Consider the following 26,108-nt stretch of genomic DNA (forward strand, 5'->3'; position numbering starts at 1 on the left):
TTTTGCAGCAGGATCGACAAAATAAAAAGGGAACGTGAAACACGTTCCCTTTTTACTGCCAATCAGATCAAGCCAAGCTTAACTGACTGGCATTGGCCATCGGCCCCCTTGTTTTATGGCGGTGTGGCGCACGCGGTCGCACGCCGCCATCTCCCGCCCTTGGCCATTCAAAAGCGCTGGATTCCGAGCCCCTCCAGGCTGATATCCGGGCTGCGCTGGCCGATCAGGTCTGCCACGGCGCGGGCGCAGCCGCTGGCCAGTGCCCATCCGCCCGCGCCATGGCCGGTGTTGAGCCACAGGCCCGGCACGCCGCTGGCACCCACCACGGGCGCGCCGTCGGGCAGCGTGGGGCGTGCGCCGCGCCATATCTGAAGCCCGGATGAGAGCAGGGCGCCACCGGGGAACCAGTCGTTCAGGGTCCGGTAGAGCTGCTGCAGCGTGGGGGCGTGGTGTGCGGCATCCGGCGCGCCCAGTTCGGCGCCACCCGCGATGCGCACACGCTGGCCCAGCCGCGTGATGCTGATCTGCAACTGACTGTCCACCACGCTGGCCACCGGCGCATGCAGGGTCTCGCGCAGCGGGGCACTGACGGAATAGCCATGCACTGCCGCCATCGGCAGGCGCGGGCCCAGGGGGCGCAGCAGGGCGGCCGATGCCATGCCGGCGCACAGCACCACGGCATCGAAGGACCGCGTGCCGCTTTCGCCCTGCACCTGCACGCCCAGGGGCTGGGAAGTCAGCCGGGCCACGCGGGTGCCAAACGCAAAATGCACTCCGCCGGCCTGGGTGCCCTGGCGCAGCAGTTGGGCGAAGAGTCGGCAGTTGCCGGCCTTGGCGTCGGGCAGGTGCAGCGCCCCCGCCAGCGGGGTTTCGGGGCACAGGCCGGGCTCGATCTGGCGTGCGGCGTCGGCATCGATCTCGCGCAGCGCAATCCCGGCGTCGCGCAGAACCTGCAGGGTGGGTTGCCAGCGGGCCTGTTCCTGCGCGGTGCGCAGCAGGATGAGGCGCCCCTGGCTGCTTTCAAAATCCAGCTCGTGTTGCACGGCGATGTGCTGCAGGCGCCGCTGGCTGTAGCGTGCCAGGCTTTCCAGTGTCGACAGCTGTGCGGCCGATGCGCCGCGCCGCGCTGCGCGCCGCCAGCGCCACAGCCATGCCAGGTCTGTGCCTTTGAAGCCTTCGGCCAGCCGCAGCGTGGCGCGGCGGCCCAGGAGCTTCAGAGGCGTGCCCAGGCCGGGTGTGCCCCAGGGTGTGAGCAGGTGCGGCGCCAGCAGGCCGGCGTTGGCAAAGCTGGCCTCCTCGGCGGCGGCGTTGCGTTGTTCGAAGACGGTGACCTCGTGGCCGTCATGGGCCAGCTCGTATGCGGTGGACACGCCGACAATGCCGGCGCCCACGATGGCGATTTTCATGAATTTGAATGTTTTTTCTCTAGCGCTTGATGGTAAAGCGCTGACAGCTATTATTTTTGTAGTATCTGCTCGATCTGCAGGCCCACGTTGAGTACCGCGTCGTCGTGCAAGGCAGCGTGCCAGACCATCAGCCCGACCGGGAGTTCCCCGGCCACATGGCAGGGCAGCGACAGCGCACAGCCATCGAGCATGTTCACCACGCTGGTGTTGCGCAGCAGCAGGGCGTTGATGCGGAAGAACTCGGCATCGTGCTTGGCGCCGGGCGCCACCTCGGCGATGGGGGGCGCCACCATCGGCACCGTGGGCGAGAGCAGGGCGTCGTAGGGGGCCAGTGCGGCTTCCATGCGGGCTATCCAGTTCTGGCGGGCCTGCAGCAGATCGATGTAGTCTGCGGCCGCCATGGTGGCGCCACGCTCGATGCGGCTGCGCACCCGTGGATCGTATTGCGCCGCCTGCCGTGCCAGCAGGCGGCGGTGCCAGGCATGGCTTTCTGCCGCCGACAGGCTGCCGCCCGCCTGCATGGGCCCAAGTTCGGCCGTCAGCGGCAGGTCGATTTCTTCAATGTGGGCGCCCGCTTGGCGCAAGGTATCCAGCGTGCGGCCGAATGCCCGCGCCACTGTGGCATCCAGGTTGTCGAGGAAGGTGGTGGATGGCACGGCCAGACGCCACCAACGCAGGGGAGCGGGGCTGCGCGTGACGCGTCGCGCGGCCAGTACCTCGTGCACCACGATGGCATCGCGCACGCTGCGCGTCATGGCGCAGGCCGTATCCAGCGTGGTGGCCAATGGAATGGCGCCCGCCGTGGGAACCAGCCGGGCCGTGTTCTTGAAGCCCACGATGCCGTTGAGCGCCGCGGGAATGCGGATGGAGCCGCCTGTGTCCGAGCCCAGGCCCACAAAGGCCGCGCCAGTAGCCACCGATACGGCCGCGCCCGAGGATGAGCCTCCGGGAATTCTCGGCGCCCCCGGCAACGCGCCAAAGCGCCCATCCCATGCTGCAGGCGTGCCGAAGTGCGGATTCACGCCGACACCCGAGAAGGCAAATTCCACCATGTTCGTGCGGCCGATGACCGTGCCGCCGGCGGAGCGCAGGCGGGCGACGGCGGGGCAATCGTGCGGCGCCGGCGCCGCGTCGGCCAGGGCCGTGGAGCCGGCGGTGGTGGGTTGGCCAGCGATGTCAAACAGGTCCTTGACCGACACGGAAAGCCCGGCCAGCGGCAGCCGGAGGGGATCGCCTTGCACCACGATGGTGCGCACCGCCTCCGGCATCAGGCGCAAGAAGGCATGGCCGCAGGCGGCAGACTGCGCCGCATCCAGGCACTGCTCCAGTTCCGCGGTGGCGGTGTGGGTGCCGTCCTGCAGGCGTTGGCGGGTGGAGGTGAGGTCAATAAGCATGGCTGTGCTAGAATCTTTGGGTTTTGCTGAGAGCCGCGGCGCGTGCAATGCCTTCGGTGGTGTATGCGCTGCGAAGGCGGCAAAACCAATCGCAAACCAGCCCTGTCAAGGTGTTGCGTCTTCGTGCAGATGCACGGCGGCGCAAGTATTGGGGCTGGATTTTAGACCCAACCTTTGGAGTATTTTTATGTCCGTTACCATGCGCGAAATGCTGGAAGCCGGTGTCCACTTCGGTCACCAGACCCGCTTCTGGAACCCCAAGATGGCCCCCTACATCTTCGGCCATCGCAACAAGATTCACATCATCAACCTGGAAAAGTCGCTGCCACTGTTCCAGGAAGCCCAGAAGTTCGCCAAGCAGCTGGCTGCCAACCGCGGCACGATCCTGATGGTCGGCACGAAGCGCCAGGCCCGTGAAATCCTGGCCACCGAAGCACAGCGCGCTGGCGTGCCTTTTGTGGACCAGCGCTGGCTGGGCGGCATGCTGACCAACTTCAAGACCGTCAAGACCTCGATCAAGCGCCTGAAGGACATGAAGGCCCAGCTCGAAACCGGCCTCGACAGCCTGAGCAAGAAAGAGCAGCTGACGTTCAGCCGCGAAATCGCCAAGCTTGAAAAGGACATCGGCGGCATCCAGGACATGGCAGCCCTGCCCGACGCGATCTTCATCATCGACGTGGGTTTCCACAAGATCGCCGTGGCCGAAGCCAAGAAGCTGGGCATCCCGCTGATCGGCGTGGTGGATACCAACCACTCGCCCGAAGGCATCGACTACGTGATCCCCGGCAACGACGACTCGGCCAAGGCTGTGACGCTGTACGCCCGTGGCATCGCTGATGCGATCATCGAAGGCCGTGCGAACGCCGTGAACGAAGTGGCCAAGGCGGCTGCTCCTGAAGGTGGCGACGAATTCGTGGAAGTGCAAGAGTCCGCTGCCTGAAGTCCCGGCTGCGCGATGTATCGCGGATAAAAGCGGGGCCCCTGGTGAGCCCCCTTTTTTTTAGCCCGAATCTGAACTGACTGAACTGAATACTGAAGGAATAAAGATGGCTGCAATTACCGCAAGCATGGTGGCTGAACTGCGTGGCAAGACCGACGCTCCCATGATGGAATGCAAGAAGGCCCTGACCGAAGCCGACGGCGACATGGCCAAGGCCGAAGAGCTGCTGCGTGTCAAGCTCGGCACCAAGGCTGGCAAGGCTGCATCGCGCGTGACGGCTGAAGGCGTGGTCGCCAGCTACATCGACGGCACCACCGGTGCTCTGGTCGAAGTCAACAGCGAAACCGACTTCGTCTCCAAGAACGACAGCTTCATCGCCATGGCCAACGCCGCTGCCAAGCTGGTGGCACTGCACAACCCCGCCACGGTGGAAGCCCTGGGTGCACTGCCCTACGAGCAAGACAGCTTCGGCCCCACGCTGGAAGACGTGCGCAAGGGCCTGATCGGCAAGATCGGCGAGAACATGTCGTTCCGCCGCTTCAAGCGCTTCAGCGGCTCCAGCCTGGCTGCCTACCTGCACGGTTCGCGCATCGGCGTGGTCGTCGAGTTCGACGGTGACGCCACCGCTGCCAAGGACGTTGCCATGCACGTGGCCGCCATGAAGCCCGTGGCCCTGACCAGCGCCGACGTGCCTGCCGAACTGATCGCCAAGGAGCGTTCGGTTGCCGAAGGCAAGGCCGACGAAGCCAACAAGGAGCTGGTGGCTGCCGGCAAGCCTGCGCAAAGCGCGGAAATCACCGCCAAGCGCATCGACGGCGCTGTGCAGAAGTACCTCAAGGAGGTCTCGCTGGCCGACCAGGTCTTCGTGAAGGCTGCCGACGGCAAGCAGACCGTGGCCCAGATGCTCAAGGCTGCCAGCACCAACGTGAAGGGTTTCACGCTGTATGTCGTGGGTGAAGGCATCGAGAAGAAGGTGGACGACTTCGCCGCCGAAGTGGCTGCGCAAGTGGCTGCTGCCAAGGCTGCCGCCTGATCGTTTCCGTTATCCCCAAAGCCCCGTTCCTATCACCGGAGAAAATCCCCATGTCCCACGCTGCACCAGCCCACAAGCGCATTCTGCTCAAGCTGTCTGGTGAGGCGCTGATGGGGGATGATGCCTTCGGCATCAACCGCACCACCATCGTTCGCATGGTGGAGGAGATCGCCGAGGTCACCCGCCTGGGCGTCCAGGTGGCGGTGGTGATCGGTGGGGGCAATATTTTCCGTGGCGTCGCGGGTGGCTCGGTCGGCATGGACCGGGCCACCGCCGACTACATGGGCATGCTGGCTACCGTGATGAACGCGTTGGCTCTGGCTGACGCCATGAACAAGCAGGGCCTGGTGGCGCGTGTGATGTCTGCCATCGCCATCGAGCAGGTGGTTGAGCCCTACGTGCGCCCCAAGGCCTTGCAGTACCTCGAAGAGGGCAAGGTCGTCGTGTTTGCTGCGGGCACGGGCAATCCTTTCTTCACCACCGACACCGCCGCTGCCCTGCGCGGTGCCGAAATTGGCGCCGAGCTGGTGCTCAAGGCCACCAAGGTGGACGGCGTTTATACTGCCGACCCCCAGAAGGACCCTTCGGCCACGCGCTACACCAAGCTCAGCTTCGACGAGGCCATGTCCCGCAATCTGGGCATCATGGATGCGACCGCTTTTGCCCTGTGCCGCGACCAGAAGCTGCCGGTGAAGGTGTTCTCCATCATCAAGCATGGCGCCTTGAAGCGCGTGGTGATGGGTGAAGACGAAGGTACATTGGTTTACGCTTGATCACGATGGATGGACCTGCACCGGATGCAGGTCGGCCCCAGGAGAAAACATGACGATTGCCGACATCAAGAAGACTGCCGAAACCAAGATGGACCAGTCCATCACAGCATTCAAGAACAACCTGCAGAAGATCCGCACCGGCCGTGCCAATCCTGCGCTGCTCGACACGGTGCAGGTGGAGTACTACGGCTCCATGGTGCCCCTGAGCCAGGTGGCCAACGTGGCCCTGATCGACTCGCGCACCATCAGCGTGCAGCCCTGGGAAAAGGGCATGGGCGCCAAGATCGAAAAAGCCATCCGCGAAAGCGATCTGGGGCTGAACCCTGCGTCCATGGGCGATCTGATCCGGGTGCCCATGCCGCCCATGAGCGAAGAGCGCCGCAAGGAAATGACCAAGCTGGCGCGCAATGAAGGCGAGAGCGCCAAGATCGCCGTGCGCAACCTGCGCCGTGACGCCAACGAATCCGTCAAGAAGCTGGTCAAGGACAAGCTGGCATCGGAAGACGACCAGAAGCGCGCCGAAGCCGAAGTGCAGAAGTTCACCGACAGGCACATCGCCGAAATCGATGTTCTGGTAGCGGGCAAAGAACAGGAAATCATGGCGGTCTGAGCCGTCCATTGACGGGCCTGATCGTTCTACATGTCTGAACCAAAGGTGGTGCCACACCACATTGCCATCGTCATGGATGGCAACGGCCGCTGGGCTACACGCCGCTTCCTGCCGCGCCTGGCGGGCCACAAGCAAGGGGTTGATTCGCTGCGCCGCTGCGCACGCGCTTGCGTGCAGCGGGGCGTGGCCGTGCTGACCGTCTTTGCGTTCTCATCCGAAAACTGGAACCGTCCGGTCGATGAGGTCTCTGGCCTCATGGAACTGTTGGCGATGGCGCTGGCGCGCGAGGTGCCGCAGCTCAAAAAAGATGGCGTTCGCCTGTACTTTGTGGGCGAGCGCGCGGGTCTGTCGCCCAAGGTGCGTGACGGTCTGGCGCAGGCGGAGGCCGCCACAGCGGAAAACACCCGCCTCGTGCTCAACGTGTGCTTCAACTACGGCGGCCGCTGGGACATCGCCCAGGCCGCTGCGTCGCTGGCCGCGCGCGGCGAGCCCATCACCGAGGCCAGCCTGAATGGCGCGATGGGCCTGGCCCATGTGCCCGACCCGGACCTGGTGATCCGCACCGGGGGCGAAATGCGGATCAGCAACTTTTTGTTGTGGCAGGCTGCATACTCCGAGTTGTTTTTCAGCGACCGGCTCTGGCCGGATTTCGACGAGTCGGCACTGGACGAGGCGATTGCCGCCTTCAGTGCACGCGAGCGCCGTTTTGGCAAAACCTCCGAACAGATCCTGACCGCGCATCCCGTCCCGGTGCTCGGCTGAATAGGCCCCATGCTTCTACAGCGTGTCATCACCGCTCTTGTCCTGCTGGCCATTCTGCTGCCCGCGCTCTTTTATCCCTCCGCGGTGCCATTCACGCTGGTCGTGCTGGTGCTCATGGCTGCCGGCGCATGGGAGTGGGGGCGCCTGAGCGGTTTTGGCCAGGCAGGTTCGCTGGCCGTGGGCGCCGCCTGCGTTGCCCTATGTGCAGCGTCGTGGGTGCTGGGCTGGATTGATCGGCCCCTGACCGCCCTGTGGATCGTTGGTGGCGGCCTGTGGGTGCTGTGCGCTGCCTGGCTGTTGCGCGCCGGCGTGCCGGGCTGGCCCCGCATTCCTGCGGGCGTTCGGCTGGTGGCCGGGGTGCTGGCACTTTGGCTCGCCTGGCTGGCCGTGGTGCAGGCCCGCCATCTGGGCGTCAATTTTCTGCTGTCGGTGCTGGTTCTGGTGTGGGTGGCCGATATCTTTGCCTACTTTGCCGGCCGTGCCTTTGGTTTGCGTTTCACCAAGAACAAACTGGCACCTTCCATCAGTCCCGGCAAGAGCTGGGAAGGGGTGTGGGGCGGGCTGGCGGGCGTGGTCGTGCTGGCATTTGCCTGGGTTGCCGCAGATACCTACTGGCAGGCCGCAGTGCCCAGTTTTTATAGCCGCCTGGCGCAGCAGGGGGGTTGGCTGCTGGTGATTTCGGTCCTGTTCATGGTGGCCATGAGTGTGGCAGGTGACCTGGTGGAGTCGCTGATCAAGCGCAGTGCGGGTGTGAAAGACAGCAGTGGCCTGCTGCCGGGGCATGGCGGGGTACTGGACCGCGTGGATGCCTTGTTGCCCACGCTTCCTCTGGCCCTGATGCTGACGCGCCTGACGACACCCCTATGAAACAACGACTCACTGTTCTGGGCTCTACAGGCTCTATCGGTACCAGCACGCTCGACGTGGTGGCGCGCCATCCGGATCGATTCGAGGTGTTTGCCCTCAGCGCAGCCACCCAGGTGGACCTGATGCTGGCGCAGTGCGCGCAATTCAGGCCCTGCTTTGCCGTGATGGCCAGTGCACCCCATGCCCGTTTGCTGGCGGAGAAAATCAAGGCAAATGGGCTAAAAACGCACGTTCTTCAATCCCCTGATGCTCTTGAAATAATAGCCTCCAACGAGGAGGTGGATACGGTCATGGCGGCCATTGTCGGGTCGGCGGGGCTGGCGCCTTGTCTTGCGGCGGCCTGGGCCGGAAAGCGCCTGCTGCTGGCCAACAAGGAGGCGCTGGTCGTGGGGGGGGACGTGTTTCTGGACGCGGTGCGCGAAGGGGCGGCCACGTTGCTGCCAATCGACAGTGAGCATTCGGCCATCTTCCAGTCCTTGCCCGAAGATGCCGCCACCTGGGGCCAGCGGGTCGAGAAAATCATTCTGACCGCCTCCGGGGGGCCGTTTCGCACCCGGTCGCCCGACACGCTGCGCGATGTCACGCCGGAGCAGGCCTGCGCCCATCCCAACTGGAACATGGGGCGCAAGATTTCGGTGGATTCGGCCACCATGATGAACAAGGCACTCGAAGTCATCGAGGCGCGCTATCTGTTTGGCCTGGCTCCGTCGCAGCTGGATGTGGTGATCCACCCCCAAAGCATCATCCACTCCATGGTGCAGTACCGGGACACTTCGGTGGTGGCGCAACTGGGCACCCCGGACATGCGTGTTCCCATCGCGTACGGCCTGGCCTGGCCCGAGCGGGTCGAGTCGGGGGCTGCGGCGCTGAATTTCCATGCGCTTTCCGCCATGACCTTCGAGGCCATCGACGACCATGGGCATCGTGACCGCTTTCCTGGGCTGCAGCTGGCGTGGGACGCCCTGGTGGCCCCGCAGGGCACGACGGCGGTGCTGAATGCGGCCAACGAGGTGGCCGTGGCGGCGTTTCTGGAGCGCCGCATCCGTTTCGATCAGATACACCATCTCAATCTTGCAACTTTGGAAGCGGTTGCTCCCTCCAACCCCGATTCACTCAAGGCCTTGCTGGCTCTGGATGCCCAGGCGCGCAGTGTGGCCGAGCAGGTTGTTGGCCGTCTGGCCGGCTGAATGCGGTTGATTCACGGAGCCATTGCATGCTGTTGACCCTTGTCGCGTTCGTTGTTGCCCTGGGTGTGCTGATCGCAGTGCACGAGTATGGGCATTACCGGGTGGCGGTGGCCTGTGGCGTCAAGGTGCTGCGGTTTTCTGTGGGTTTTGGCAAGCCGCTCCTGCGCTGGCAACCCAAGGGTTCAGCCACCGAGTTTGTGCTGAGTGCGTTCCCGTTGGGGGGCTATGTGCGCATGCTCGATGAGCGCGAGGCACCCGTGCCCGAGGCTGAGCGCCATCTTGCGTTCAATACCCAGCCCCTGCGCTCGCGTGCGGCCATCGTGGCGGCAGGTCCACTGGCCAATCTGCTGCTGGCCGTGTTGCTGTATTCGGCGGTCAACTGGATCGGGATCCAGGAGCCCAGGGCGTTGCTGGCCAGTCCCGTGGCAGGTTCGGTGGCGCAGGCTGCGGGTTTGCGCGGCGGTGAACTGGTGCACAGCGCGGCCCTGGGGGCGAACGAACTGGAGCCCGTGCGTTCTTTCGAGGACTTGCGCTGGTTGTTGACCCGCGGCGCGCTGGAAGGCGAAAGGGTCCGGCTGGAGGTCGAGCCAGCACCCGGTGCCATGCACCGGGAGGTGTTGCTGGATATGGCGCAGCTCGACACGCGCGAGGCCGATGCGCAACTGTTTCGCAAGGTGGGGCTTCTGGGGCCCTGGACGCGTCCGGTGCTGGGTGAAATCATGGCCGGCGGTGCTGCGCAGCGCGCGGGGCTTCGCCAGGGCGATGTGGTGCTCCGGATTGGCGCGGCAGAGGTGGTGGATGGCCAGCAGCTGCGTGAACTGATTCGCCAGTCCGTGCGCGCCGAGGCGGCCGTGGTGCAACCCTGGCGTATCGATCGCGGTGGCCAGCAGATCACCGTGGATGTCATGCCCGATGTCCAGAAGGAGCAGGGTGGCAGTGTGGGCCGCATCGGTGCCTATGTGGGCGCACCGCCTGAGCTGGTGATCGTGCAGCACAGTGCGGTGGAGGGCTTGTGGAATGGCGTTGTGCGTACCTGGGACGTGTCCGTCCTGACGCTTCGCATGATGGGCCGCATGGTGCTGGGTCAGGCGTCCCTGAAAAACCTCAGTGGACCCTTGACGATTGCCGACTATGCCGGCCGCTCGGCCAGCATGGGTTTCACGCAGTACCTGGTGTTCCTGGCGCTCATCAGCGTGAGTCTGGGTGTGCTGAACCTGCTGCCCTTGCCAGTCCTCGATGGGGGGCACCTGATGTATTATCTTTGGGAGGGTGTGACCGGCAGGAAGGTGTCGGATGCTTGGATGGAGCAGTTGCAGCGCGGTGGCGTGGCAGTGCTTCTTCTCATGATGTCCATTGCCCTATTCAACGATATCACCCGGCTATTTGGCTAACCTTTTTGCCGCTTTCCCCTGCGTCTGCGGCCTCCGCTTCACTCATGAAAAAACACATCAATCGCCTGGGCGTGCGTACTGCAGCGGCCGTTGCCGCCATGGTTTTTGTCGCCAATGCGGCCTGGGCTCTGGAGCCCTTCAAGGTGCAGGACATCCGGGTGGAAGGGCTGCAGCGTGTGGAGCCTGGGACCATTTTTGCTTCCATGCCGCTGCGGGTGGGCGATGACTACAACGATGAAAAGGGCGCGGCCGCCATCCGGGCACTGTTTGGTCTGGGATTGTTCAAGGATGTGAGGCTGGAAGCCACCGGCAATGTGCTGGTGGTGGTGGTGGAAGAGCGCCCCACCATTGCAGATGTCGATTTTGCAGGCTCCAAGGAGTTCGACAAGGAGGCCCTCAAGAAGAGCATGCGCGACGTGGGGCTCACCGAAGGGCGTCCCTATGACAAGGCGCTGGCCGACCGGGCAGAGCAGGAACTCAAACGCCAGTACATCAACAAGAGCCTGTACGGCGCCGAAGTGGTGACCACTGTGACGCCGATTGAGCGCAACCGTGTCAATCTCACCTTCACGGTGGTGGAGGGCGAGCCTGCACGCATCAAGGAAGTGCGCATTGTCGGCAACAAGGCGTTCAGCGAGTCCACGCTCAAGGGGCTCTTTGACCAGGACACCGGCGGCTGGCTGAGCTGGTACACCAAGTCGGACCGCTATGCCCGTGCAAAGCTCAACGCCGATCTGGAGACCCTGCGTTCCTACTATCTGCAGCGCGGCTATCTGGAGTTTCGCGTGGACTCCACCCAGGTGGCCATCTCGCCCGACAAGCAGGACATCTCCATTGTGGTCAATGTCACCGAAGGCGAGCGTTTCGTGGTGTCGGGGGTCAAGCTCGAAGGCAATTACCTCGACCGCGACGACGAGTTCAAGTCGCTGGTCACCATTCGCCCGGGGGAGCCCTACAACGCCGATCAGGTCACTGAAACGACCAAGGCTTTTTCCGAATATTTTGGGCGTTTCGGTTTTGCCTTCGCGCGCGTCGAGGCGGTGCCCGACATCGATCGCGAAAACAACCGCGTGACCTTGGTGCTGCAGGCCGAACCGGCCCGCCGCGCGTATGTGCGGCGCATCAATGTGAGCGGCAACAACCGCACCCGTGATGAAGTCGTGCGCCGTGAATTCCGACAGTACGAGGCCTCCTGGTATGACGGCGAGAAGATCCGCCTGTCGCGCGACCGCGTGGACCGGCTTGGCTACTTTACCGAGGTGGGCATCGAAACCCAGGAAGTGCCCGGATCGCCAGACCAGGTCGACCTCGTGATCAATGTGGCCGAGAAGCCCACTGGGTCACTGCAATTGGGCGCCGGTTTTTCCAGCGCTGAAAAGGTGGCCTTGTCCTTTTCCATCAAGCAGGAAAACGTTTTCGGTTCCGGCAACTATCTGGGGGTGGATGTCAACACCAGCAAGTACCGCCGCACCTTGGTGTTCAGCACCACCAATCCGTATTTCACCCAGAATGGCATTTCCCGTACGATGGATCTCTACTACCGTACCGACAAGCCCTATGACCATCAGGGTGGCAATTACCAGCTGGTCACCACGGGTGCATCCATTCGTTTCGGGGTGCCCTTCAGCGAAACCGACACCGTGTTCTTCGGTGGCGGGGTGGAGCAGATCAAGATCAAGGCAGGCACCCTCATACCGGCCGCTTACCTGGCCTACGCGGACACCTATGGAAGCAGCAGCATCGCCGCCCCCCTGACCATTGGCTGGTCGCGCGATGACCGCGACAGTGCGCTGGCACCCAATTCGGGGCGTTATCAGCGGCTCAATTCCGAATGGTCTGTGGCAGGTGATGCGCGCTATCTGCGGGCGAACTACCAGTACCAGCAGTACATCCCGCTGAACAAACGTTTCACGGTGGCCTTCAATGGCGAACTGGGCTACGGCAAGGGCATGAACGGTCGGCCGTTCCCGGTGTTCAAGAATTTTTATTCCGGTGGTCTGGGTTCCGTGCGTGGTTTCGATCAGGGCACACTGGGGCCGCGCGATGTCACGGGCGCTTCCTTGGGCGGACCCAAGAAAGTCACGCTCAATGCCGAGTTGATGGCGCCTTTCCCGGGGGCCGGCAATGACCGCACGCTGCGCATTTTCACTTTCGTGGATGTGGGCAATGTGTATGGCGAAGATGACAAAGTCAGTTTTAATGACATGCGTGCATCCGCAGGTGTGGGCCTGAGCTGGATTTCCCCCCTGGGTCCGCTGCGTCTTGCCTATGCGCAGCCGGTGCGCAAGTTCGCCGGCGATAGAATCCAGAAACTTCAATTCCAGATTGGTACGTCCTTCTAATGAAATCCCTTTCCCGCCATTTCACTCTGGGTCTGCTGCTGAGCGCACTGGCCGTGGCTGCTCCTGCGCTGCAGGCACAAGAATTCAAGGCCGGTTTTGTCAATACCGACCGTATCTTCCGCGAAGCCACCACCGCCAAGGCGGCCCAGGCCAAGCTGGAGCAGGAGTTTTCCCGTCGCGAGAAAGAGCTCATCGACATGGGCAACACCTTGAAGACGGCGACGGAGAAATTCGAGCGCGAGGCCCCTACCATGGCCGAGAGCCAGCGCACCACCCGCCAGCGCCAGCTGGTGGACCAGGACCGCGAATTCCAGCGCAAGCGCCGTGAGTTCCAGGAAGACCTGAATGCCCGCAAGAACGAAGAGCTCGCACAGGTTCTGGAGCGCGCCAACAAGGTGGTCAAGCAAGTGGCCGAGGCGGAGAAGTACGACGTCATCCTGCAGGAAGCTGTGTACATCAATCCCAAGCACGACATCACCGACCGGGTGATCAAGGCGCTGAATGCCGCTGGCAAATAAGCTGCGGCTCAGGGTGGGTGGCGCGTGAGTTTGCTCCTCGGGAACATTGTCGATGCGCTGGGCGGATCGCTGGAAGGGGGGCTGCGGGAAACCGAGGTTCTTCGCATTGCGCCGCTCGAAACCGCCGGGCCGGGAGACATCAGTTTCCTGAGCCACCCGCGTTATCAGCAGCAACTGGCCGCCTCCCGGGCGGCCTGCGTCATTGTGGCGCCTGCCATGCGCGAGCTTGCGCTGGCGCGCGGCGCGTGCATCGTGGCGGACAACCCCTATGCCTATTTCGCCCGGGTGACGCAGCTTTGGCGGCAGCGCCATGGCGAAGCCGTGCCAGCCGGTGTGCACCCCAGCGCCGTGGTGGATGCGACCGCCGTGGTGCATCCCAGCGCTTCGGTCGGTCCGCTGTGCGTTGTCGAGCGCGGTGCCCGCATTGGCGCAGGCACGGTGCTCAAGTCGCGCGTGACGGTGGGTGCAGATTGCCACATCGGTGCGCGCTGCATCGTGCACGCCGGTGTGGTGATTGGGGCCGACGGATTTGGTTTTGCACCAGAAAACGGGCAATGGATCAAGATCGAGCAACTGGGCGCCGTGCGCATTGGCGACGATGTCGAGATCGGTGCCAACACCTGCATAGATCGCGGTGCGCTGCAGGACACGGTGATCGAAGACGGGGTGAAACTCGACAATCTGATCCAGGTGGGCCACAACGTGCACATCGGCAAGCATGCTGCGATGGCCGGGTGTGTGGGCATCGCGGGCAGCGCCACCATTGGAGCGCATTGCACCGTTGGTGGGGGCGCGATTGTGCTGGGCCACCTGGAATTGGCCGACAACGTGCATATTTCCGCGGGCACGGTGGTCACACGCTCCTTGAACAGGCCGGGCCAGTACACCGGCATGTTCCCCATCGACGACAATGCCCGCTGGGAAAAGAACGCTGCGACACTCAAACAACTGCACAGCCTGCGCGAGCGCATCAAGGCGCTGGAGCAGGCCCTGAAGGCAGCATGAACGGAAGAACAACTCGATGATGGATATCCACGCAATTCTCAAGCAGCTGCCCCACCGCTACCCGTTTCTGTTGGTAGACAAGGTGATCGAGCTTGAGAGCAACACCCGCATCAAGGCCATCAAGAACGTCACGTTCAACGAGCCTTATTTCATGGGGCATTTCCCAGGTCGTCCCGTGATGCCCGGTGTGTTGATCCTTGAAGCCTTGGCGCAAGCCGCAGGCCTGCTGGCTTTTGATGCCATGGGCAAGGTGCCCGATGAAAACAATATCTATTATTTTGTCGGTATCGACGGCGCGCGTTTCAAGCGCCCCGTGGAGCCGGGTGACCAGCTGATCCTGTCCATCACCATCGACCGCGTGCGCGGCGGCATCTGGAAGTTCAAGGGCGTGGCCAGCGTGGGCGACGAGGTGGCTTGCGAAGCCGAACTCATGTGCACCATGCGCAGCGTAGGCTGACTGGCCAAACTGTTCAGACCTGTTGGACCGTGAGCAATATTCATCCCACAGCCATTGTCGAGGCGGGTGCCCGCATCGATCCCTCCGTGACGGTGGGGCCGTACACCGTGATAGGCCCTGATGTTTCCATCGGTGCCGGCACCACCGTGGGACCGCATTGCGTGATCGAAGGGCGCACCACCATCGGTGCGGACAATCGCATTTTCCAGTTTGCATCGCTCGGTGCCGCGCCGCAGGACAAGAAGTACGCGGGCGAGCCCACACGGCTTGTCATCGGAGACCGCAACACCATCCGCGAGTTTTGCACCTTCAACCTGGGAACCACCCAGGACAAGGGCGTGACGACCATAGGCGATGACAACTGGATCATGGCCTACGTGCACATCGCGCACGACTGTGTGGTGGGCAACCAGACCATCCTGGCCAACAATGCCACCCTGGCGGGGCATGTGCAGGTGGCGGACCAGGCCATCATCGGCGGGCTCACGGGCATTCACCAGTTTGTGAAAGTGGGCGCGCATGTGATGGCCGGTTTTGCCAGCCATATCTCGCAGGACGTTCCGCCCTTCATGATGGTGGACGGCAACCCGCTGGCTGTGCGCGGCCTGAACCTCGAAGGCCTGCGTCGCCGTGGTTTTTCGGCTGCGCGGATGGCTGGCATCAAGCAGATGCATCGCGTTCTGTACCGGCAGGGGCTGACCCTGGAGTCTGCCCGCACCGCCATCGCCGAGTTGCCGCTCACCCATCCGGAAGCCAGCGCCGACATCGCTCTGGTGCTGGCCTTTCTGGATGCCTCCACGCGCGGCATTGCGCGCTGAGGGGCTCCCATGAGTATTTCCCCCCGCGTCGCCATGGTGGCGGGCGAGACTTCGGGCGATCTGCTCGCAGGCCTGCTGATCGACGGAATGCAGGCCCACTGGCCACAGTTGCAGTCCTGCGGCATTGGTGGTCCGCAAATGCAGCGGCGTGGTTTTGAGGCCTGGTGGCCCAGCGAGAAGCTGGCCGTCCATGGCTACAGCATGGAAGTGCTGCGCCGGCTGCGGGAGTTGCTCCGAATCCGCAAACAGCTGCGCGAGCGTTTGCTCAGGGACCGTCCCGATGTTTTCATCGGTGTGGACGCCCCCGACTTCAATCTGGGGCTGGAGGCCGACTTGCGTGCTGCCGGCATCAAGACGGTGCACTTCGTGTGTCCGTCCATCTGGGCCTGGCGTGCTGACCGGGTCGAGAAGATCCGCCGCAGCGCGGACCATGTGCTGTGCATTTTCCCGTTCGAGCCGGAGCTTCTGGCGCACCATGGCATTGCGGCCACGTACGTGGGCCACCCCCTGGCGGGTGTGATTCCCATGCTGCCAGACCGCGCTGCTGCCCGGGCGCAACTCGGTCTGCAAGATTCGGACGAGGTGCTGGCCATCCTGCCCGGCAGCCGTTCTTCCGAGATTCAGTACATTGCCCAGCCCTTCTTCGAGGCGGCGGCGCTGGTGCTGAAAGCGCGACCCGCCATCAAATTGATCGTGCCGGCGGTGCCCGCCTTGCGTGACCGGATCGTTCAGATCGCCCACCACTGTGGCCTGGGTGGGGCGGTGCAGATCATTGCGGGGCAGTCCCACACCGTGCTTGCCGCCTGTGATGCCACCTTGATCGCCAGCGGTACTGCAACGCTGGAAGCGGCACTCTTCAAGCGCCCCATGGTGATCGGCTACCACATGCATCCCTGGAGCTGGTGGCTCATGCGCCGCAGGCAGTTGCAGCCCTGGGTGGGGTTGCCCAACATCCTTTGCCGCGAGTTTGTGGTGCCTGAACTCATCCAGGATGCGGCCACGCCGCAAGCGCTTTGCGCGGCAGCGTTGGACTGGCTGGATGCGCGGCGCAGCAACCCCCAGAAAATCGCGGCCCTGGAGCGGCGCTTCACGGCGCTGCACGAAAGCCTGCAACGCAACACCCCTCAACTGGCTGCCGATGCGATCCAGAAAATCCTTGCCGCCTGAACAGGCCAGCCTGCCCTGGCATCCCCCGGGTCTGGTGGCGGGGGTAGACGAGGCTGGCCGCGGCCCGTTGGCCGGGCCCGTGGTGGCCGCAGCGGTCATCCTCGACGACCTGCACCCCATCGCCGGACTGGCCGACTCCAAGAAGCTCACCGCTGCACGGCGCGAGGCCCTGTTTGACGAGATCCGGGCCAAGGCGCTGTGCTGCAGCATTGCCGAAGCCAGTGTCGAGGAAATCGACCGTCTGAACATCCTGCAGGCCACGCTGCTGGCCATGCGCCGCGCCGTGCTGGGCCTGCGGCTCAAGCCGAAGATGGTCCTGGTCGATGGCAACCGGCTGCCCACGCTGGACATGCCGGCCGAGGCCATTGTCAAGGGCGATGCGCTGGTGCCTGCCATTTCGGCGGCCTCCATCCTGGCCAAGGTGCACCGGGACCGCTGGTGCGTGCAGGTCGATGCGCAGTACCCGCAATACGGCTTTGCCGGCCACAAGGGCTACGGCACGGCCATGCACATGGCCGCCCTGCGCGAGCATGGTGCCTGCATTCACCATCGGCACAGCTTCGCGCCCGTGGCCAGGGTGCTGGCCTGAATCGCCGGGTGCTGCACGCCATTTCATTGCTCGCACGGGACACCGCATGACCTCCGCACCCCTGACCGTGATCCACTCGCGTGACAACGCCTTTGTCAAAGACCTGCGCCGGCTGGCGCAGGACAGCACGGCCTACCGCAAGCAGGGCCGTGTCTGGCTGGAGGGCGACCACCTGTGCAGCGCGGCCCTGCAGCGTGGCGTGCGGCCCGTGGTGGCGGTGTTTTCGGAGTCTTTTTGGCCTCTGGCGCCTGCTGCATATGCGCAAGCAGCTATGAAGCTAGTAGTGATCGCCGATGCCCTGTTTGCCGACATCAGTGGCCTGGAATCACCGGCGCCCGTGGGGTTTGTGGTGGATGTCGCCGCGCCGAGGGGGTTGCAGACGGGGGTGGCCACGGTGGTGCTGGACCGCGTGCAGGATGCCGGCAATGTGGGTTCCATCCTGCGCAGTGCATCGGCATTTGGCTTCCGGCAGGTGGCGGCGCTCAAGGGCAGCGCGGCGCTGTGGGCGCCCAAGGTGCTGCGCGCGGGCATGGGCGCGCACTTTGCGCTCGATCTCGTGGAAGGGCTGGAGGTGCAGGATCTCCAGGCGCTTCAGGTGCCACTGCTGGTGACCCATGTGCACGATGGCGACTTCCTGCACCGCGCCGCCTTGCCGTGGCCTTGCGCCTGGGTGCTGGGCCATGAGGGGCAGGGCGTGTCGCCCGCGCTGGAGGAGCGTGCCACCCGGCGTATCCGCATTGCGCAGCCTGGCGGCGAGGAGTCCCTGAACGTGGCGGCCGCCGCAGCCATCTGCCTGCACGCCAGTGGCGCCACGCGCTGAAATTTGGAACGCGCCGGCTGGGTCGGTTGTGAAGGAGAGGCGCATTGCGTGGCGTGCTGCAGCCCCTGTCTCGATGCCGCATTGCAGCATGAGGGCATTCGAAGCGGGACTCAGCTGGGTATAATCAAGGGCTTTTCTCGCAACAGCGTCGCCCGATCGCACCCAAAGCAACAACCCATCTGAGAGCAGCCGCCGGCACACCTTGCGCGAGCGGCCTGCAGGCGCCGGGCGACCGTAACCATCCGGAGAATCCAGTGCTCTTGTCTCTACAGGGAAACTTCCCGCCCGCCATCCTGGCGCTCGCAGACGGCACGGTCTTTATCGGTAATTCGATCGGTGCTTCATCCGCAGATGCGGGCACCACCGTCGGCGAAGTGGTGTTCAACACCGCCATCACCGGCTACCAGGAAATCCTCACCGACCCCAGCTATTGCCAGCAGATCGTGACGCTCACGTATCCGCACATCGGCAACTACGGCGTCAACACCGAGGATATCGAAGCCGACAAGGTCCATGCCGCAGGCCTCATCATCAAGGACCTGCCCCTGCTGGCCAGCAACTTCCGCCAGACCGAAACCCTCTCGCAATACCTTGTGCGCCACAAGACGGTGGCCATTGCCAACATCGACACCCGCAAGCTGACCCGCCTGCTGCGCAACAAGGGCGCGCAGAACGGCGCCATCGTCGGCCTGGCGGCCGGCGAAACCGTGACACAGGCACGCGTTGACGCAGCGCTGGCTGCAGCCAAGGCCGCGCCCAGCATGAAGGGCCTGGACCTGGCCCAGGTCGTGACCACCCCTGCCGCCTATTCCTGGGAGCAGACCGAGTGGAAGCTGGGCTCTGGCTACGGCAAGCAGGAGTCGCCGCGCTTCCATGTGGTGGCCTACGACTACGGCGTGAAGCTGAACATCCTGCGCATGCTGGCCGAGCGCGGCTGCAGGCTGACGGTGGTGCCTGCCAAGACGCCGGCCGCCGAAGTGCTGGCCATGAACCCCGACGGCGTGTTCCTGTCGAACGGCCCTGGCGACCCCGAGCCCTGCGACTACGCCATCACGGCGGTGCGCGAGATCATCGACAGCGGTATTCCCACTTTCGGTATCTGCCTGGGCCACCAGATCATGGCCCTGGCCTCTGGCGCCAAGACCTTCAAGATGCAGCACAGCCACCATGGTGCCAACCACCCGGTGAAAGACCTGGACAACGGGCGCGTCAGCATCACCAGCCAGAACCACGGCTTTGCGGTGGAGCTGGAGTCATTGCCCGCCAACCTGCGCGCCACGCACATCAGCCTGTTCGACGGCACGCTGCAGGGCCTGGTGCGCACCGACAAGCCCGCCTTCTGCTTCCAGGGGCACCCCGAGGCATCGCCCGGCCCGCACGACATTGCCTACCTGTTCGACCGCTTCACGGCATTGATGGCCACGGCCCAGGAGAAAAAATAATGCCAAAGCGCACAGACATTAAAAGCGTCCTCATCATCGGCGCCGGCCCCATCATCATCGGCCAGGCCTGCGAGTTCGACTACTCCGGCGTGCAGGCCTGCAAGGCCCTGCGCGAAGAGGGCTACAAGGTCATCCTGATCAACAGCAACCCTGCCACGATCATGACCGACCCGGCCACGGCCGACGTCACCTATATCGAGCCCATCACCTGGCAGACGGTCGAGAAGATCATCGCCAAGGAACGCCCCGACGCCATCCTGCCCACCATGGGCGGCCAGACCGCGCTGAACTGCGCGCTGGACCTGTGGCACCACGGCGTGCTCGACAAGTACCAGGTCGAACTGATCGGCGCCACGCCCGAGGCCATCGACAAGGCCGAAGACCGCCTGAAGTTCAAGGATGCCATGACCAAGATCGGTCTGGGCTCCGCGCGCTCAGGCATCGCCCACAGCATGGACGAGGCCTGGGCGGTGCAGAGGCAAGTGGGTTTCCCCACCGTGATCCGCCCCAGCTTCACGCTGGGCGGCACGGGTGGCGGCATTGCCTACAACCCCGAAGAGTTCGAGACCATCTGCAAGCGCGGCCTCGAAGCCTCGCCCACCAACGAGCTGCTGATCGAAGAGTCGCTGCTCGGCTGGAAAGAGTACGAGATGGAAGTGGTCCGCGACAAGGCAGACAACTGCATCATCATCTGCTCGATTGAAAACCTCGACCCCATGGGCGTGCACACCGGTGACTCGATCACCGTGGCTCCCGCGCAGACCCTGACCGACAAGGAATACCAGGTCCTGCGCAACGCCAGCCTGGCAGTGCTGCGCGAGATCGGCGTGGACACCGGTGGCTCCAACGTGCAGTTCTCGATCAATCCGCAGGACGGCCGCATGGTCGTCATCGAGATGAACCCGCGCGTCTCCCGCTCCTCGGCGCTGGCCTCCAAGGCCACGGGCTTTCCGATCGCCAAGGTGGCGGCCAAGCTGGCCGTGGGCTACACGCTGGATGAGCTCAAGAACGAAATCACCGGCGGCGCCACGCCCGCATCGTTCGAGCCCTCGATCGACTACGTGGTCACCAAGATCCCACGTTTTGCCTTTGAGAAGTTCCCCACTGCCGACAGCCGCCTGACCACGCAGATGAAATCGGTGGGCGAGGTCATGGCCATGGGCCGTACCTTCCAGGAGTCCTTCCAGAAAGCCCTGCGTGGCCTGGAAGTGGGGGTGGACGGCATGAACGAGAAGACCCAGGACCGCGAAGTCCTGGAGAAGGAGCTGGGTGAGCCCGGCCCCGAGCGCATCTGGTACGTGGGCGATGCGTTTGCCATGGGCCTGTCGGTCGATGAGGTGTTTGACCTCACCAAGATCGACAAGTGGTTCCTGGTGCAGATCGAGCAGATCGTGAAGATCGAGCTCGATATCGACAAGCTGGTGGCCGAGAAGGGCGCGGGCGCCCTGGCGGCAATCGATGCCGGCACGCTGCTCACGCTCAAGCAAAAGGGCTTCTCCGACCGCCGCTTGGCGAAACTGCTCAAGACCACCGAGAAGGCTGTGCGCGAAGCGCGCCGTGCGCTGAACGTGCGCCCGGTGTACAAGCGCGTGGACACCTGCGCGGCCGAGTTCGCCACCGACACCGCTTACCTGTACTCCACTTACGAGAATGCCACCTACGGGGGCGTCGCGGAATGCGAGGCAGAGCCCACCGCCAACAAGAAGATCATGGTGCTGGGCGGTGGCCCGAACCGGATCGGCCAGGGCATCGAGTTCGACTACTGCTGCGTGCATGCGGCCCTCGCCATGCGCGAGGACGGCTACGAGACCATCATGGTCAACTGCAACCCCGAGACCGTCTCCACCGACTACGACACCTCCGACCGCCTGTACTTCGAGCCCGTCACGCTCGAAGATGTGCTGGAGATCGTGGACAAGGAAAAACCGGTCGGTGTGATCGTGCAGTACGGCGGCCAGACGCCACTCAAGCTCGCCCTGGGCCTGGAAGCCGAAGGCGTGCCGATCATCGGCACCAGCCCCGACATGATCGATGCGGCCGAAGACCGCGAGCGCTTCCAGAAGCTGCTGGGCGAGTTGGGCCTGCGCCAGCCACCCAACGCCACGGCCCGCACCGAGCCGGAAGCGCTGGAAAAGGCATCCGCCCTGGGCTACCCCCTGGTGGTGCGCCCCAGCTACGTGCTGGGTGGCCGCGCGATGGAAATCGTGCACGAGCAGCGTGACCTGGAGCGCTACATGCGCGAGGCCGTCAAGGTGAGCAACGACTCGCCCGTGCTGCTCGACCGTTTCCTCTCCAACGCCATCGAGTGCGATGTGGACTGCGTGCGTGATTCCGCGGGCGTCACCTTCATCGGCGGCGTGATGGAGCACATCGAACAGGCCGGCGTGCACAGCGGCGACTCGGCCTGCTCGCTGCCCCCGTACTACCTGTCGCAGCCCACCATCGACGAAATCAAGCGCCAGACGGCCGCCATGGCCGAGGGCCTGAACGTGGTGGGCCTGATGAACGTGCAGTTCGCCATCCAGGAAGTGGATGGCAAGGACATCATCTATGTGCTGGAAGTGAACCCCCGCGCATCGCGCACGGTGCCCTTCGTCAGCAAGGCCACCGGCATCCAGCTGGCCAAGGTGGCTGCGCGCTGCATGGCGGGCCAGACCCTTGCCAGCCAGGGCATCACCCAGGAAGTGACGCCCCCGTATTTCAGCGTGAAGGAGGCCGTGTTCCCGTTCGTCAAGTTCCCTGGCGTGGACACCATCCTCGGCCCCGAGATGAAGTCCACCGGCGAGGTGATGGGCGTGGGCAAGACCTTCGGCGAAGCCTTCGTGAAGAGCCAGCTGGGCGCGGGCACCAAGCTGCCCACCTCGGGCAAGGTGTTTCTCACCGTGAAGAACAGCGACAAGGCACGCGCCGTGGCCATTGCCCGCGACCTGGTGGCGATGGGCTTCGAGCTCGTGGCCACCAAGGGCACGGCGGCGGCCATTGCCGAGGCCGGCGTGCCAGTGGCGGTGGTCAACAAGGTGACCGAGGGCCGCCCACACATCGTGGACATGATCAAGAACGACGAGATCGCCATGGTCATCAACACGGTGGAAGAGCGCCGCAACGCGATCGCCGACTCGCGGGCCATCCGCACCTCGTCGCTGCTGGCGCGCGTGACCACGTTCACCACCATCTTTGGTGCGGAAGCCGCGGTCGAGGGCATGAAGTTCCTCGACAAGCTCGACGTGTATTCGGTGCAGGAACTGCACGCCCAGCTGGCCGCCTGATGGTGGTCGGCACCCGGGCAAACGCGGCATAATCTGCCCTGACCAGACACCGCCGCGCGGCAACGTGCGGCGGTTTCCTTTTTAGGGTCGCCAAAGGCATGGACAGCGAAGCTTCCTGTCCATGTCGGGTGACTGACCGGCGGGGTTGCTTCGTGCCCCCACCGCTTTGTTTGACGGAGATTCATCGCAATGGCCACCATTCCCATTACCAAGCGCGGCGCTGAAATGCTCAAGGCCGAGCTGCACCGCCTCAAGACCATAGAGCGGCCCGCAGTGATCACGGCAATTGCCGAGGCGCGTGCGCAGGGAGACCTCAGCGAAAATGCCGACTACGACGCAGCCAAGGACCGCCAGGGCTTCATCGAGGGCCGCATTCAGGAAATCGAGGGCAAGCTCTCGGTGGCGCAGGTCATTGATCCGAGCGGTGTGGACGGCGGCGGCAAGGTGGTGTTTGGTGCCACGGTCGAACTGGAGGATGAAGACTCGGGCGACACGGTGAAATACCAGATCGTGGGCGAGGACGAGGCCGATCTGAAGCAGGGCCTGATCAATATCTCCAGCCCGATTGCCCGGGCCCTGATCGGCAAGGAAGAGGGCGACACGGCGGAAGTGCAGGCGCCGGGCGGCGTGCGCCGCTATGAAGTGGTGGCCGTCAGCTACCTGTGATCCGAAGCACCATGCACACCCGCCTTCCTGCCTTTCTGGCGGCCCTCTGGTGGGGCAGTCTGACGACCATCGGGCTGCTGGTGGTGCCGTTGTTGTTTGCCCATTTGCCCACCCCGGCACTGGCGGGCGGCATGGCGGCAAGGCTGTTTGCCGCCCAGACCTGGGTGACGGTAGTGTGTTGCGTGCTGTTGCTGCTGGTTTCAAGGCCAAAAGGCGAGGTGACCCAATATCCATGGGCGCAAGCGACTATGGTTTTCATAGTTGCAGGCCTGCTGCTGGCATTGCTGACCCAGTTTGGCGTGGCGCCGCGCATCGTCGCCCGGCAGGATTTGCGCCTGTGGCACACGGTGGGTAGCCTGATGTATGCCGTGCAGTGGGTGTGTGCCGGCATGGCGCTCTGGCGAACGCTGCCGGCCCGACATCCACAATGACGGCTGGGTCGTGGCTCTGTGATCGCAACGGGAGGCAGGTGATGGTTTCGCAAGTCGTACGCATCGAAGCAACGCAATGGCAGGGGCTGCAGGGCAATCCCGCCTGGACGACTGCGGTGGAGGGGGGGCAGGTGCTGTTCTTTCCCCAGCTCGCTTTTGCACTGCTGCCGGAGGAGAAAACATACCTGCGCCCGGACATCCGCGACCCGGGCGCACGCAACATCAGCCTGGATGCCCAGGGCCGCCTGAAGGGGGCGGCGGGCGACGCGGCAACGCAGGCGGGCCTGGCGGCGATGGTGGGGCGCTTTCGGGAGCAGGCCATGGCGCTGGTCTCGGGTCTGCTGCCGGACTATGTGCCCGCGCTGCGCCTGGCGCCCACGAGCTTTCGGCCCATGCAGGTGGAGTCGCGCGTGCAGTCGTGGCGCGCGGACGACCGTCGCCTGCATGTGGACGCCTTTCCATCGCGCCCCAATTACGGTGAGCGCATTTTGCGCGTGTTCACCAATGTCAATCCCGAGGGCCAGCCCCGGGTGTGGCGGCTGGGTGAACCGTTTGAAACGGTGGCGCGTAATTTCCTGCCCAAGGCCAAGCCCTATGTGCGCTGGCAGGCCCATGCCCTCCAGGCGTTGCATGTGACCAAGTCGCTGCGCAGTGAATACGATCACCTGATGCTGCAACTGCACGATGGCATGAAGCGCGACCTGGCCTACCAGAAAGAGGCGACGCAGGAAACCGTGCCATTTCCTGCCGGATCGACCTGGATCTGTTTTTCCGACCAGGCTTCGCATGCGGTGATGTCGGGCCAGTACATGCTGGAGCAGACCCTGCACCTGGCCCCCGGCCATGAGTACGACCCCGCAGCGAGTCCGCTGGCGATCCTGGCGCGCCTGACGGGACGCCCCCTGGTGGGGGTTTGAGGGCCCGCCCGGTCGGGCGTGGCTATTCGTTCCAGTAGCGCGCAATCCAGCGCGCGGGCTCCATGTGCCGAAAGCGCTTGTTGCGGCGGCCGGCGAGGGCGTCGGGCGGGTTGCACTCGCCATGAAATATCACCACCCGCGCATCTGCAGGCACGATCGGCTCGCACCAGTAATTGCTGGGCCAGGCGGGAATGCAGCTGTACTTGAAACTGGGGCACCAGGCTTGCGGCCAGTACTGCAGTTTTCCCTGGCTGTGCAGCCGGTGTGACAGGTAGGCCTGCTCATTGCGAAATTGTGAGCGTACCTCGTTGATATGGGTGCGGAAGTAGTCCAGCAGGTCGGCGTGTGCGCCCAGTTCGAAGCGGTAGATCGACGAGTTGCCGGTGATGCGCCCGAACTGCCACGGCCGCACATAGTCGCGGATGATGCGAAAGCTGCCGGGTTGCTCGAAAAAACCATCGAGGCTGCCCACCACCACCACGTCCAGGTCCATGAACAAGGCCGTGCCGCGCAGGCCATGCAGATCCGCTTCGAAGGTGGTGAGCTTTTGCCAGGCGCCATCGCGCTCGCCGGGCGCCAGATTCAGGTCCAGATCGGGAATCGGCAGGCAATGCACCTCCTGGCGAATGCCTGTGCTGTCGTCGGTCAGGCAAACGAAGTGAAAATCACCCGTGAGGTTGCGGCGCACCATCGCGTACAGCCGGTTGACGTATTCGGGGCCGTATTTTGTGCCCCATTTCATGCAGATCACATGGCGCTGCTGCGCCGCGGCAGTGGGTGCGGCCATGGCGTCAGTCAGCCTGGCTTTTCTTGATCGACTTCAGCTTGGGCTTTTTTGCCCGCTTGATCTGCCCGCCGGACGTGAGGCGCTGGTTGCCCAGCACGCGCAGTTGCTTGATTTCGGGCCGCTGGCCGCCGCGTTTGCTGTATTTGAGCACCTTGACGTCGCGCGGGCCGGGCATGCGGTCTTCGTCCGGTGTGCGCTCCTTGGCGGGCTGGGGGCGCCAGAGCACCAGAAGTTTGCCGATGTGCTGGATGGGGGCCGCGTTCAGCTCCGCAGCCAGCTGCTGGTACATCAGTTCACGGGCCGTGCGGTCATCGTTGAAGATGCGCACCTTGATCAGCCCATGGGCGTTCAGGGCGGCATCGATTTCTTTTTGCACCGCGGCGGTCAGGCCATCTCCCCCTACAAGGACCACGGGGTCGAGGTGGTGGGCATTGGCGCGATGTTCCCGGCGCTCCGCGGGAGTCAGTTGAATTTGGGGCATGGCCGTATTATGTCTGCGGCCCGTCGCGGAGCGACTTCA

The 26,108-nt window shown here is 64.0% G+C and carries 25 protein-coding genes; 21 read left to right on the forward strand and 4 right to left on the reverse strand.

Annotation, left to right across the window (positions count from 1 at the left end):
• Positions 1–167: 167 nt before the first annotated feature.
• Together BLW02_RS00005 and BLW02_RS00010 are read right to left on the reverse strand one after the other, a co-directional pair.
• Positions 168–1,406, reverse strand: coding sequence for an FAD-dependent oxidoreductase (locus BLW02_RS00005; protein ID WP_092696463.1), 1,239 nt, complete (start codon positions 1,404–1,406; stop codon positions 168–170).
• A gap of 50 nt (positions 1,407–1,456) precedes the next feature.
• Positions 1,457–2,800 carry an amidase gene (locus BLW02_RS00010; protein WP_092696464.1) on the reverse strand — a complete coding sequence of 448 codons (1,344 nt, stop codon included), beginning with the start codon at positions 2,798–2,800 and terminating at the stop codon, positions 1,457–1,459.
• 187 nt (positions 2,801–2,987) lie between these two features.
• On the opposite strand from BLW02_RS00010, the gene rpsB reads away from it, so the two are divergent.
• The 21 genes from rpsB (at position 2,988) to kdoO (ending at position 24,801) form a co-directional block, all read left to right on the forward strand.
• On the forward strand, positions 2,988–3,740 hold the full coding sequence (gene rpsB, locus BLW02_RS00015) for a 30S ribosomal protein S2 (RefSeq protein ID WP_092696465.1): 753 nt from the start codon (positions 2,988–2,990) through the stop codon (positions 3,738–3,740).
• A 106-nt stretch (positions 3,741–3,846) separates the two neighbouring features.
• Complete coding sequence (gene tsf, locus BLW02_RS00020) at positions 3,847–4,773, forward strand: translation elongation factor Ts (RefSeq protein WP_092696466.1); 927 nt, start codon at positions 3,847–3,849, stop codon at positions 4,771–4,773.
• 50 nt (positions 4,774–4,823) lie between these two features.
• Positions 4,824–5,546 (forward strand): UMP kinase, encoded by a 723-nt coding sequence (gene pyrH / locus BLW02_RS00025; protein ID WP_092696467.1) that lies wholly within the window; start codon positions 4,824–4,826, stop codon positions 5,544–5,546.
• A 49-nt stretch (positions 5,547–5,595) separates the two neighbouring features.
• Positions 5,596–6,156 (forward strand): ribosome recycling factor, encoded by a 561-nt coding sequence (gene frr, locus BLW02_RS00030; protein ID WP_092696468.1) that lies wholly within the window; start codon positions 5,596–5,598, stop codon positions 6,154–6,156.
• Between the two features lie 30 nt (positions 6,157–6,186).
• Entirely contained in the window at positions 6,187–6,918 is a 732-nt protein-coding gene (gene uppS / locus BLW02_RS00035) for a polyprenyl diphosphate synthase (protein ID WP_092696469.1), read from the forward strand.
• A 9-nt stretch (positions 6,919–6,927) separates the two neighbouring features.
• Positions 6,928–7,785, forward strand: a complete 858-nt coding sequence (locus BLW02_RS00040; RefSeq protein ID WP_092696470.1) for a phosphatidate cytidylyltransferase — start codon at positions 6,928–6,930, stop codon at positions 7,783–7,785.
• A complete protein-coding gene (gene ispC, locus BLW02_RS00045) occupies positions 7,782–8,972 on the forward strand; it encodes a 1-deoxy-D-xylulose-5-phosphate reductoisomerase (RefSeq protein ID WP_092696471.1) in 1,191 nt (396 codons plus the stop codon). Before BLW02_RS00040 ends, ispC begins: the two co-directional genes overlap by 4 nt.
• A 26-nt stretch (positions 8,973–8,998) precedes the next feature.
• Positions 8,999–10,363 (forward strand): RIP metalloprotease RseP, encoded by a 1,365-nt coding sequence (gene rseP / locus BLW02_RS00050; RefSeq protein ID WP_092696472.1) that lies wholly within the window; start codon positions 8,999–9,001, stop codon positions 10,361–10,363.
• A gap of 44 nt (positions 10,364–10,407) precedes the next feature.
• Positions 10,408–12,705, forward strand: a complete 2,298-nt coding sequence (gene bamA / locus BLW02_RS00055) for an outer membrane protein assembly factor BamA (RefSeq protein WP_092696473.1) — start codon at positions 10,408–10,410, stop codon at positions 12,703–12,705.
• Positions 12,705–13,223 (forward strand): OmpH/Skp family outer membrane protein, encoded by a 519-nt coding sequence (locus tag BLW02_RS00060; protein ID WP_026436863.1) that lies wholly within the window; start codon positions 12,705–12,707, stop codon positions 13,221–13,223. Before bamA ends, BLW02_RS00060 begins: the two co-directional genes overlap by 1 nt.
• 24 nt (positions 13,224–13,247) lie before the next feature.
• Positions 13,248–14,228: a UDP-3-O-(3-hydroxymyristoyl)glucosamine N-acyltransferase gene (lpxD, locus tag BLW02_RS00065; protein ID WP_092696474.1), complete on the forward strand. Its 981-nt coding sequence runs from the start codon at positions 13,248–13,250 to the stop codon at positions 14,226–14,228.
• A gap of 16 nt (positions 14,229–14,244) precedes the next feature.
• Complete coding sequence (gene fabZ / locus BLW02_RS00070) at positions 14,245–14,685, forward strand: 3-hydroxyacyl-ACP dehydratase FabZ (protein ID WP_026436865.1); 441 nt, start codon at positions 14,245–14,247, stop codon at positions 14,683–14,685.
• 29 nt (positions 14,686–14,714) lie between these two features.
• Complete coding sequence (gene lpxA, locus BLW02_RS00075) at positions 14,715–15,503, forward strand: acyl-ACP--UDP-N-acetylglucosamine O-acyltransferase (RefSeq protein ID WP_092696475.1); 789 nt, start codon at positions 14,715–14,717, stop codon at positions 15,501–15,503.
• Between the two features lie 9 nt (positions 15,504–15,512).
• On the forward strand, positions 15,513–16,670 hold the full coding sequence (gene lpxB / locus BLW02_RS00080) for a lipid-A-disaccharide synthase (RefSeq protein WP_092696476.1): 1,158 nt from the start codon (positions 15,513–15,515) through the stop codon (positions 16,668–16,670).
• Positions 16,642–17,259 carry a ribonuclease HII gene (gene rnhB, locus BLW02_RS00085; RefSeq protein WP_026436868.1) on the forward strand — a complete coding sequence of 206 codons (618 nt, stop codon included), beginning with the start codon at positions 16,642–16,644 and terminating at the stop codon, positions 17,257–17,259. The genes lpxB and rnhB overlap by 29 nt, the downstream gene beginning before the upstream one ends.
• Before the next feature lie 46 nt (positions 17,260–17,305).
• Positions 17,306–18,079 carry a TrmH family RNA methyltransferase gene (locus BLW02_RS00090; RefSeq protein ID WP_092696477.1) on the forward strand — a complete coding sequence of 258 codons (774 nt, stop codon included), beginning with the start codon at positions 17,306–17,308 and terminating at the stop codon, positions 18,077–18,079.
• Between the two features lie 254 nt (positions 18,080–18,333).
• Positions 18,334–19,521, forward strand: a complete 1,188-nt coding sequence (gene carA, locus BLW02_RS00095; RefSeq protein WP_092696478.1) for a glutamine-hydrolyzing carbamoyl-phosphate synthase small subunit — start codon at positions 18,334–18,336, stop codon at positions 19,519–19,521.
• A complete protein-coding gene (carB, locus tag BLW02_RS00100; protein WP_092696479.1) occupies positions 19,521–22,787 on the forward strand; it encodes a carbamoyl-phosphate synthase large subunit in 3,267 nt (1,088 codons plus the stop codon). The genes carA and carB overlap by 1 nt, the downstream gene beginning before the upstream one ends.
• Positions 22,788–22,976: 189 nt before the next feature.
• Complete coding sequence (gene greA, locus BLW02_RS00105; RefSeq protein WP_092696480.1) at positions 22,977–23,453, forward strand: transcription elongation factor GreA; 477 nt, start codon at positions 22,977–22,979, stop codon at positions 23,451–23,453.
• An 11-nt stretch (positions 23,454–23,464) separates the two neighbouring features.
• Positions 23,465–23,884: a DUF4149 domain-containing protein gene (locus BLW02_RS00110; protein ID WP_092696481.1), complete on the forward strand. Its 420-nt coding sequence runs from the start codon at positions 23,465–23,467 to the stop codon at positions 23,882–23,884.
• A gap of 41 nt (positions 23,885–23,925) precedes the next feature.
• A complete protein-coding gene (gene kdoO, locus BLW02_RS00115) occupies positions 23,926–24,801 on the forward strand; it encodes a Kdo hydroxylase KdoO (RefSeq protein WP_092696482.1) in 876 nt (291 codons plus the stop codon).
• Positions 24,802–24,823: 22 nt separating this feature from the next.
• Here the strand turns inward: kdoO and BLW02_RS00120 are convergent, their stop codons facing one another.
• Both BLW02_RS00120 and BLW02_RS00125 read right to left on the reverse strand, forming a co-directional pair.
• Positions 24,824–25,588 (reverse strand): glycosyltransferase, encoded by a 765-nt coding sequence (locus tag BLW02_RS00120; RefSeq protein ID WP_092696483.1) that lies wholly within the window; start codon positions 25,586–25,588, stop codon positions 24,824–24,826.
• Between the two features lie 4 nt (positions 25,589–25,592).
• Positions 25,593–26,069 carry a YhbY family RNA-binding protein gene (locus tag BLW02_RS00125; RefSeq protein WP_026436876.1) on the reverse strand — a complete coding sequence of 159 codons (477 nt, stop codon included), beginning with the start codon at positions 26,067–26,069 and terminating at the stop codon, positions 25,593–25,595.
• Between the last annotated feature and the right edge of the window lie 39 nt (positions 26,070–26,108).

The sequence above is a fragment of the Acidovorax soli genome, assembly GCF_900107605.1.
Classification (GTDB): Bacteria; Pseudomonadota; Gammaproteobacteria; order Burkholderiales; family Burkholderiaceae_C; genus Acidovorax; species Acidovorax soli.

What these genes read in the sequence shown, in the direction of transcription:
- BLW02_RS00005 (WP_092696463.1), bottom strand. Translation starts at nt 1,406, where the DNA reads ATGAAAATCGCCATCGTGGGCGCCGGCATTGTCGGCGTGTCCACCGCA.
- BLW02_RS00010 (WP_092696464.1), bottom strand. Translation starts at nt 2,800, where the DNA reads ATGCTTATTGACCTCACCTCCACCCGCCAACGCCTGCAGGACGGCACC.
- rpsB (WP_092696465.1), top strand. Translation starts at nt 2,988, where the DNA reads ATGTCCGTTACCATGCGCGAAATGCTGGAAGCCGGTGTCCACTTCGGT.
- tsf (WP_092696466.1), top strand. Translation starts at nt 3,847, where the DNA reads ATGGCTGCAATTACCGCAAGCATGGTGGCTGAACTGCGTGGCAAGACC.
- pyrH (WP_092696467.1), top strand. Translation starts at nt 4,824, where the DNA reads ATGTCCCACGCTGCACCAGCCCACAAGCGCATTCTGCTCAAGCTGTCT.
- frr (WP_092696468.1), top strand. Translation starts at nt 5,596, where the DNA reads ATGACGATTGCCGACATCAAGAAGACTGCCGAAACCAAGATGGACCAG.
- uppS (WP_092696469.1), top strand. Translation starts at nt 6,187, where the DNA reads ATGTCTGAACCAAAGGTGGTGCCACACCACATTGCCATCGTCATGGAT.
- BLW02_RS00040 (WP_092696470.1), top strand. Translation starts at nt 6,928, where the DNA reads ATGCTTCTACAGCGTGTCATCACCGCTCTTGTCCTGCTGGCCATTCTG.
- ispC (WP_092696471.1), top strand. Translation starts at nt 7,782, where the DNA reads ATGAAACAACGACTCACTGTTCTGGGCTCTACAGGCTCTATCGGTACC.
- rseP (WP_092696472.1), top strand. Translation starts at nt 8,999, where the DNA reads ATGCTGTTGACCCTTGTCGCGTTCGTTGTTGCCCTGGGTGTGCTGATC.
- bamA (WP_092696473.1), top strand. Translation starts at nt 10,408, where the DNA reads ATGAAAAAACACATCAATCGCCTGGGCGTGCGTACTGCAGCGGCCGTT.
- BLW02_RS00060 (WP_026436863.1), top strand. Translation starts at nt 12,705, where the DNA reads ATGAAATCCCTTTCCCGCCATTTCACTCTGGGTCTGCTGCTGAGCGCA.
- fabZ (WP_026436865.1), top strand. Translation starts at nt 14,245, where the DNA reads ATGATGGATATCCACGCAATTCTCAAGCAGCTGCCCCACCGCTACCCG.
- lpxB (WP_092696476.1), top strand. Translation starts at nt 15,513, where the DNA reads ATGAGTATTTCCCCCCGCGTCGCCATGGTGGCGGGCGAGACTTCGGGC.
- rnhB (WP_026436868.1), top strand. Translation starts at nt 16,642, where the DNA reads ATGCGATCCAGAAAATCCTTGCCGCCTGAACAGGCCAGCCTGCCCTGG.
- BLW02_RS00090 (WP_092696477.1), top strand. Translation starts at nt 17,306, where the DNA reads ATGACCTCCGCACCCCTGACCGTGATCCACTCGCGTGACAACGCCTTT.
- carB (WP_092696479.1), top strand. Translation starts at nt 19,521, where the DNA reads ATGCCAAAGCGCACAGACATTAAAAGCGTCCTCATCATCGGCGCCGGC.
- greA (WP_092696480.1), top strand. Translation starts at nt 22,977, where the DNA reads ATGGCCACCATTCCCATTACCAAGCGCGGCGCTGAAATGCTCAAGGCC.
- BLW02_RS00110 (WP_092696481.1), top strand. Translation starts at nt 23,465, where the DNA reads ATGCACACCCGCCTTCCTGCCTTTCTGGCGGCCCTCTGGTGGGGCAGT.
- kdoO (WP_092696482.1), top strand. Translation starts at nt 23,926, where the DNA reads ATGGTTTCGCAAGTCGTACGCATCGAAGCAACGCAATGGCAGGGGCTG.
- BLW02_RS00120 (WP_092696483.1), bottom strand. Translation starts at nt 25,588, where the DNA reads ATGGCCGCACCCACTGCCGCGGCGCAGCAGCGCCATGTGATCTGCATG.
- BLW02_RS00125 (WP_026436876.1), bottom strand. Translation starts at nt 26,069, where the DNA reads ATGCCCCAAATTCAACTGACTCCCGCGGAGCGCCGGGAACATCGCGCC.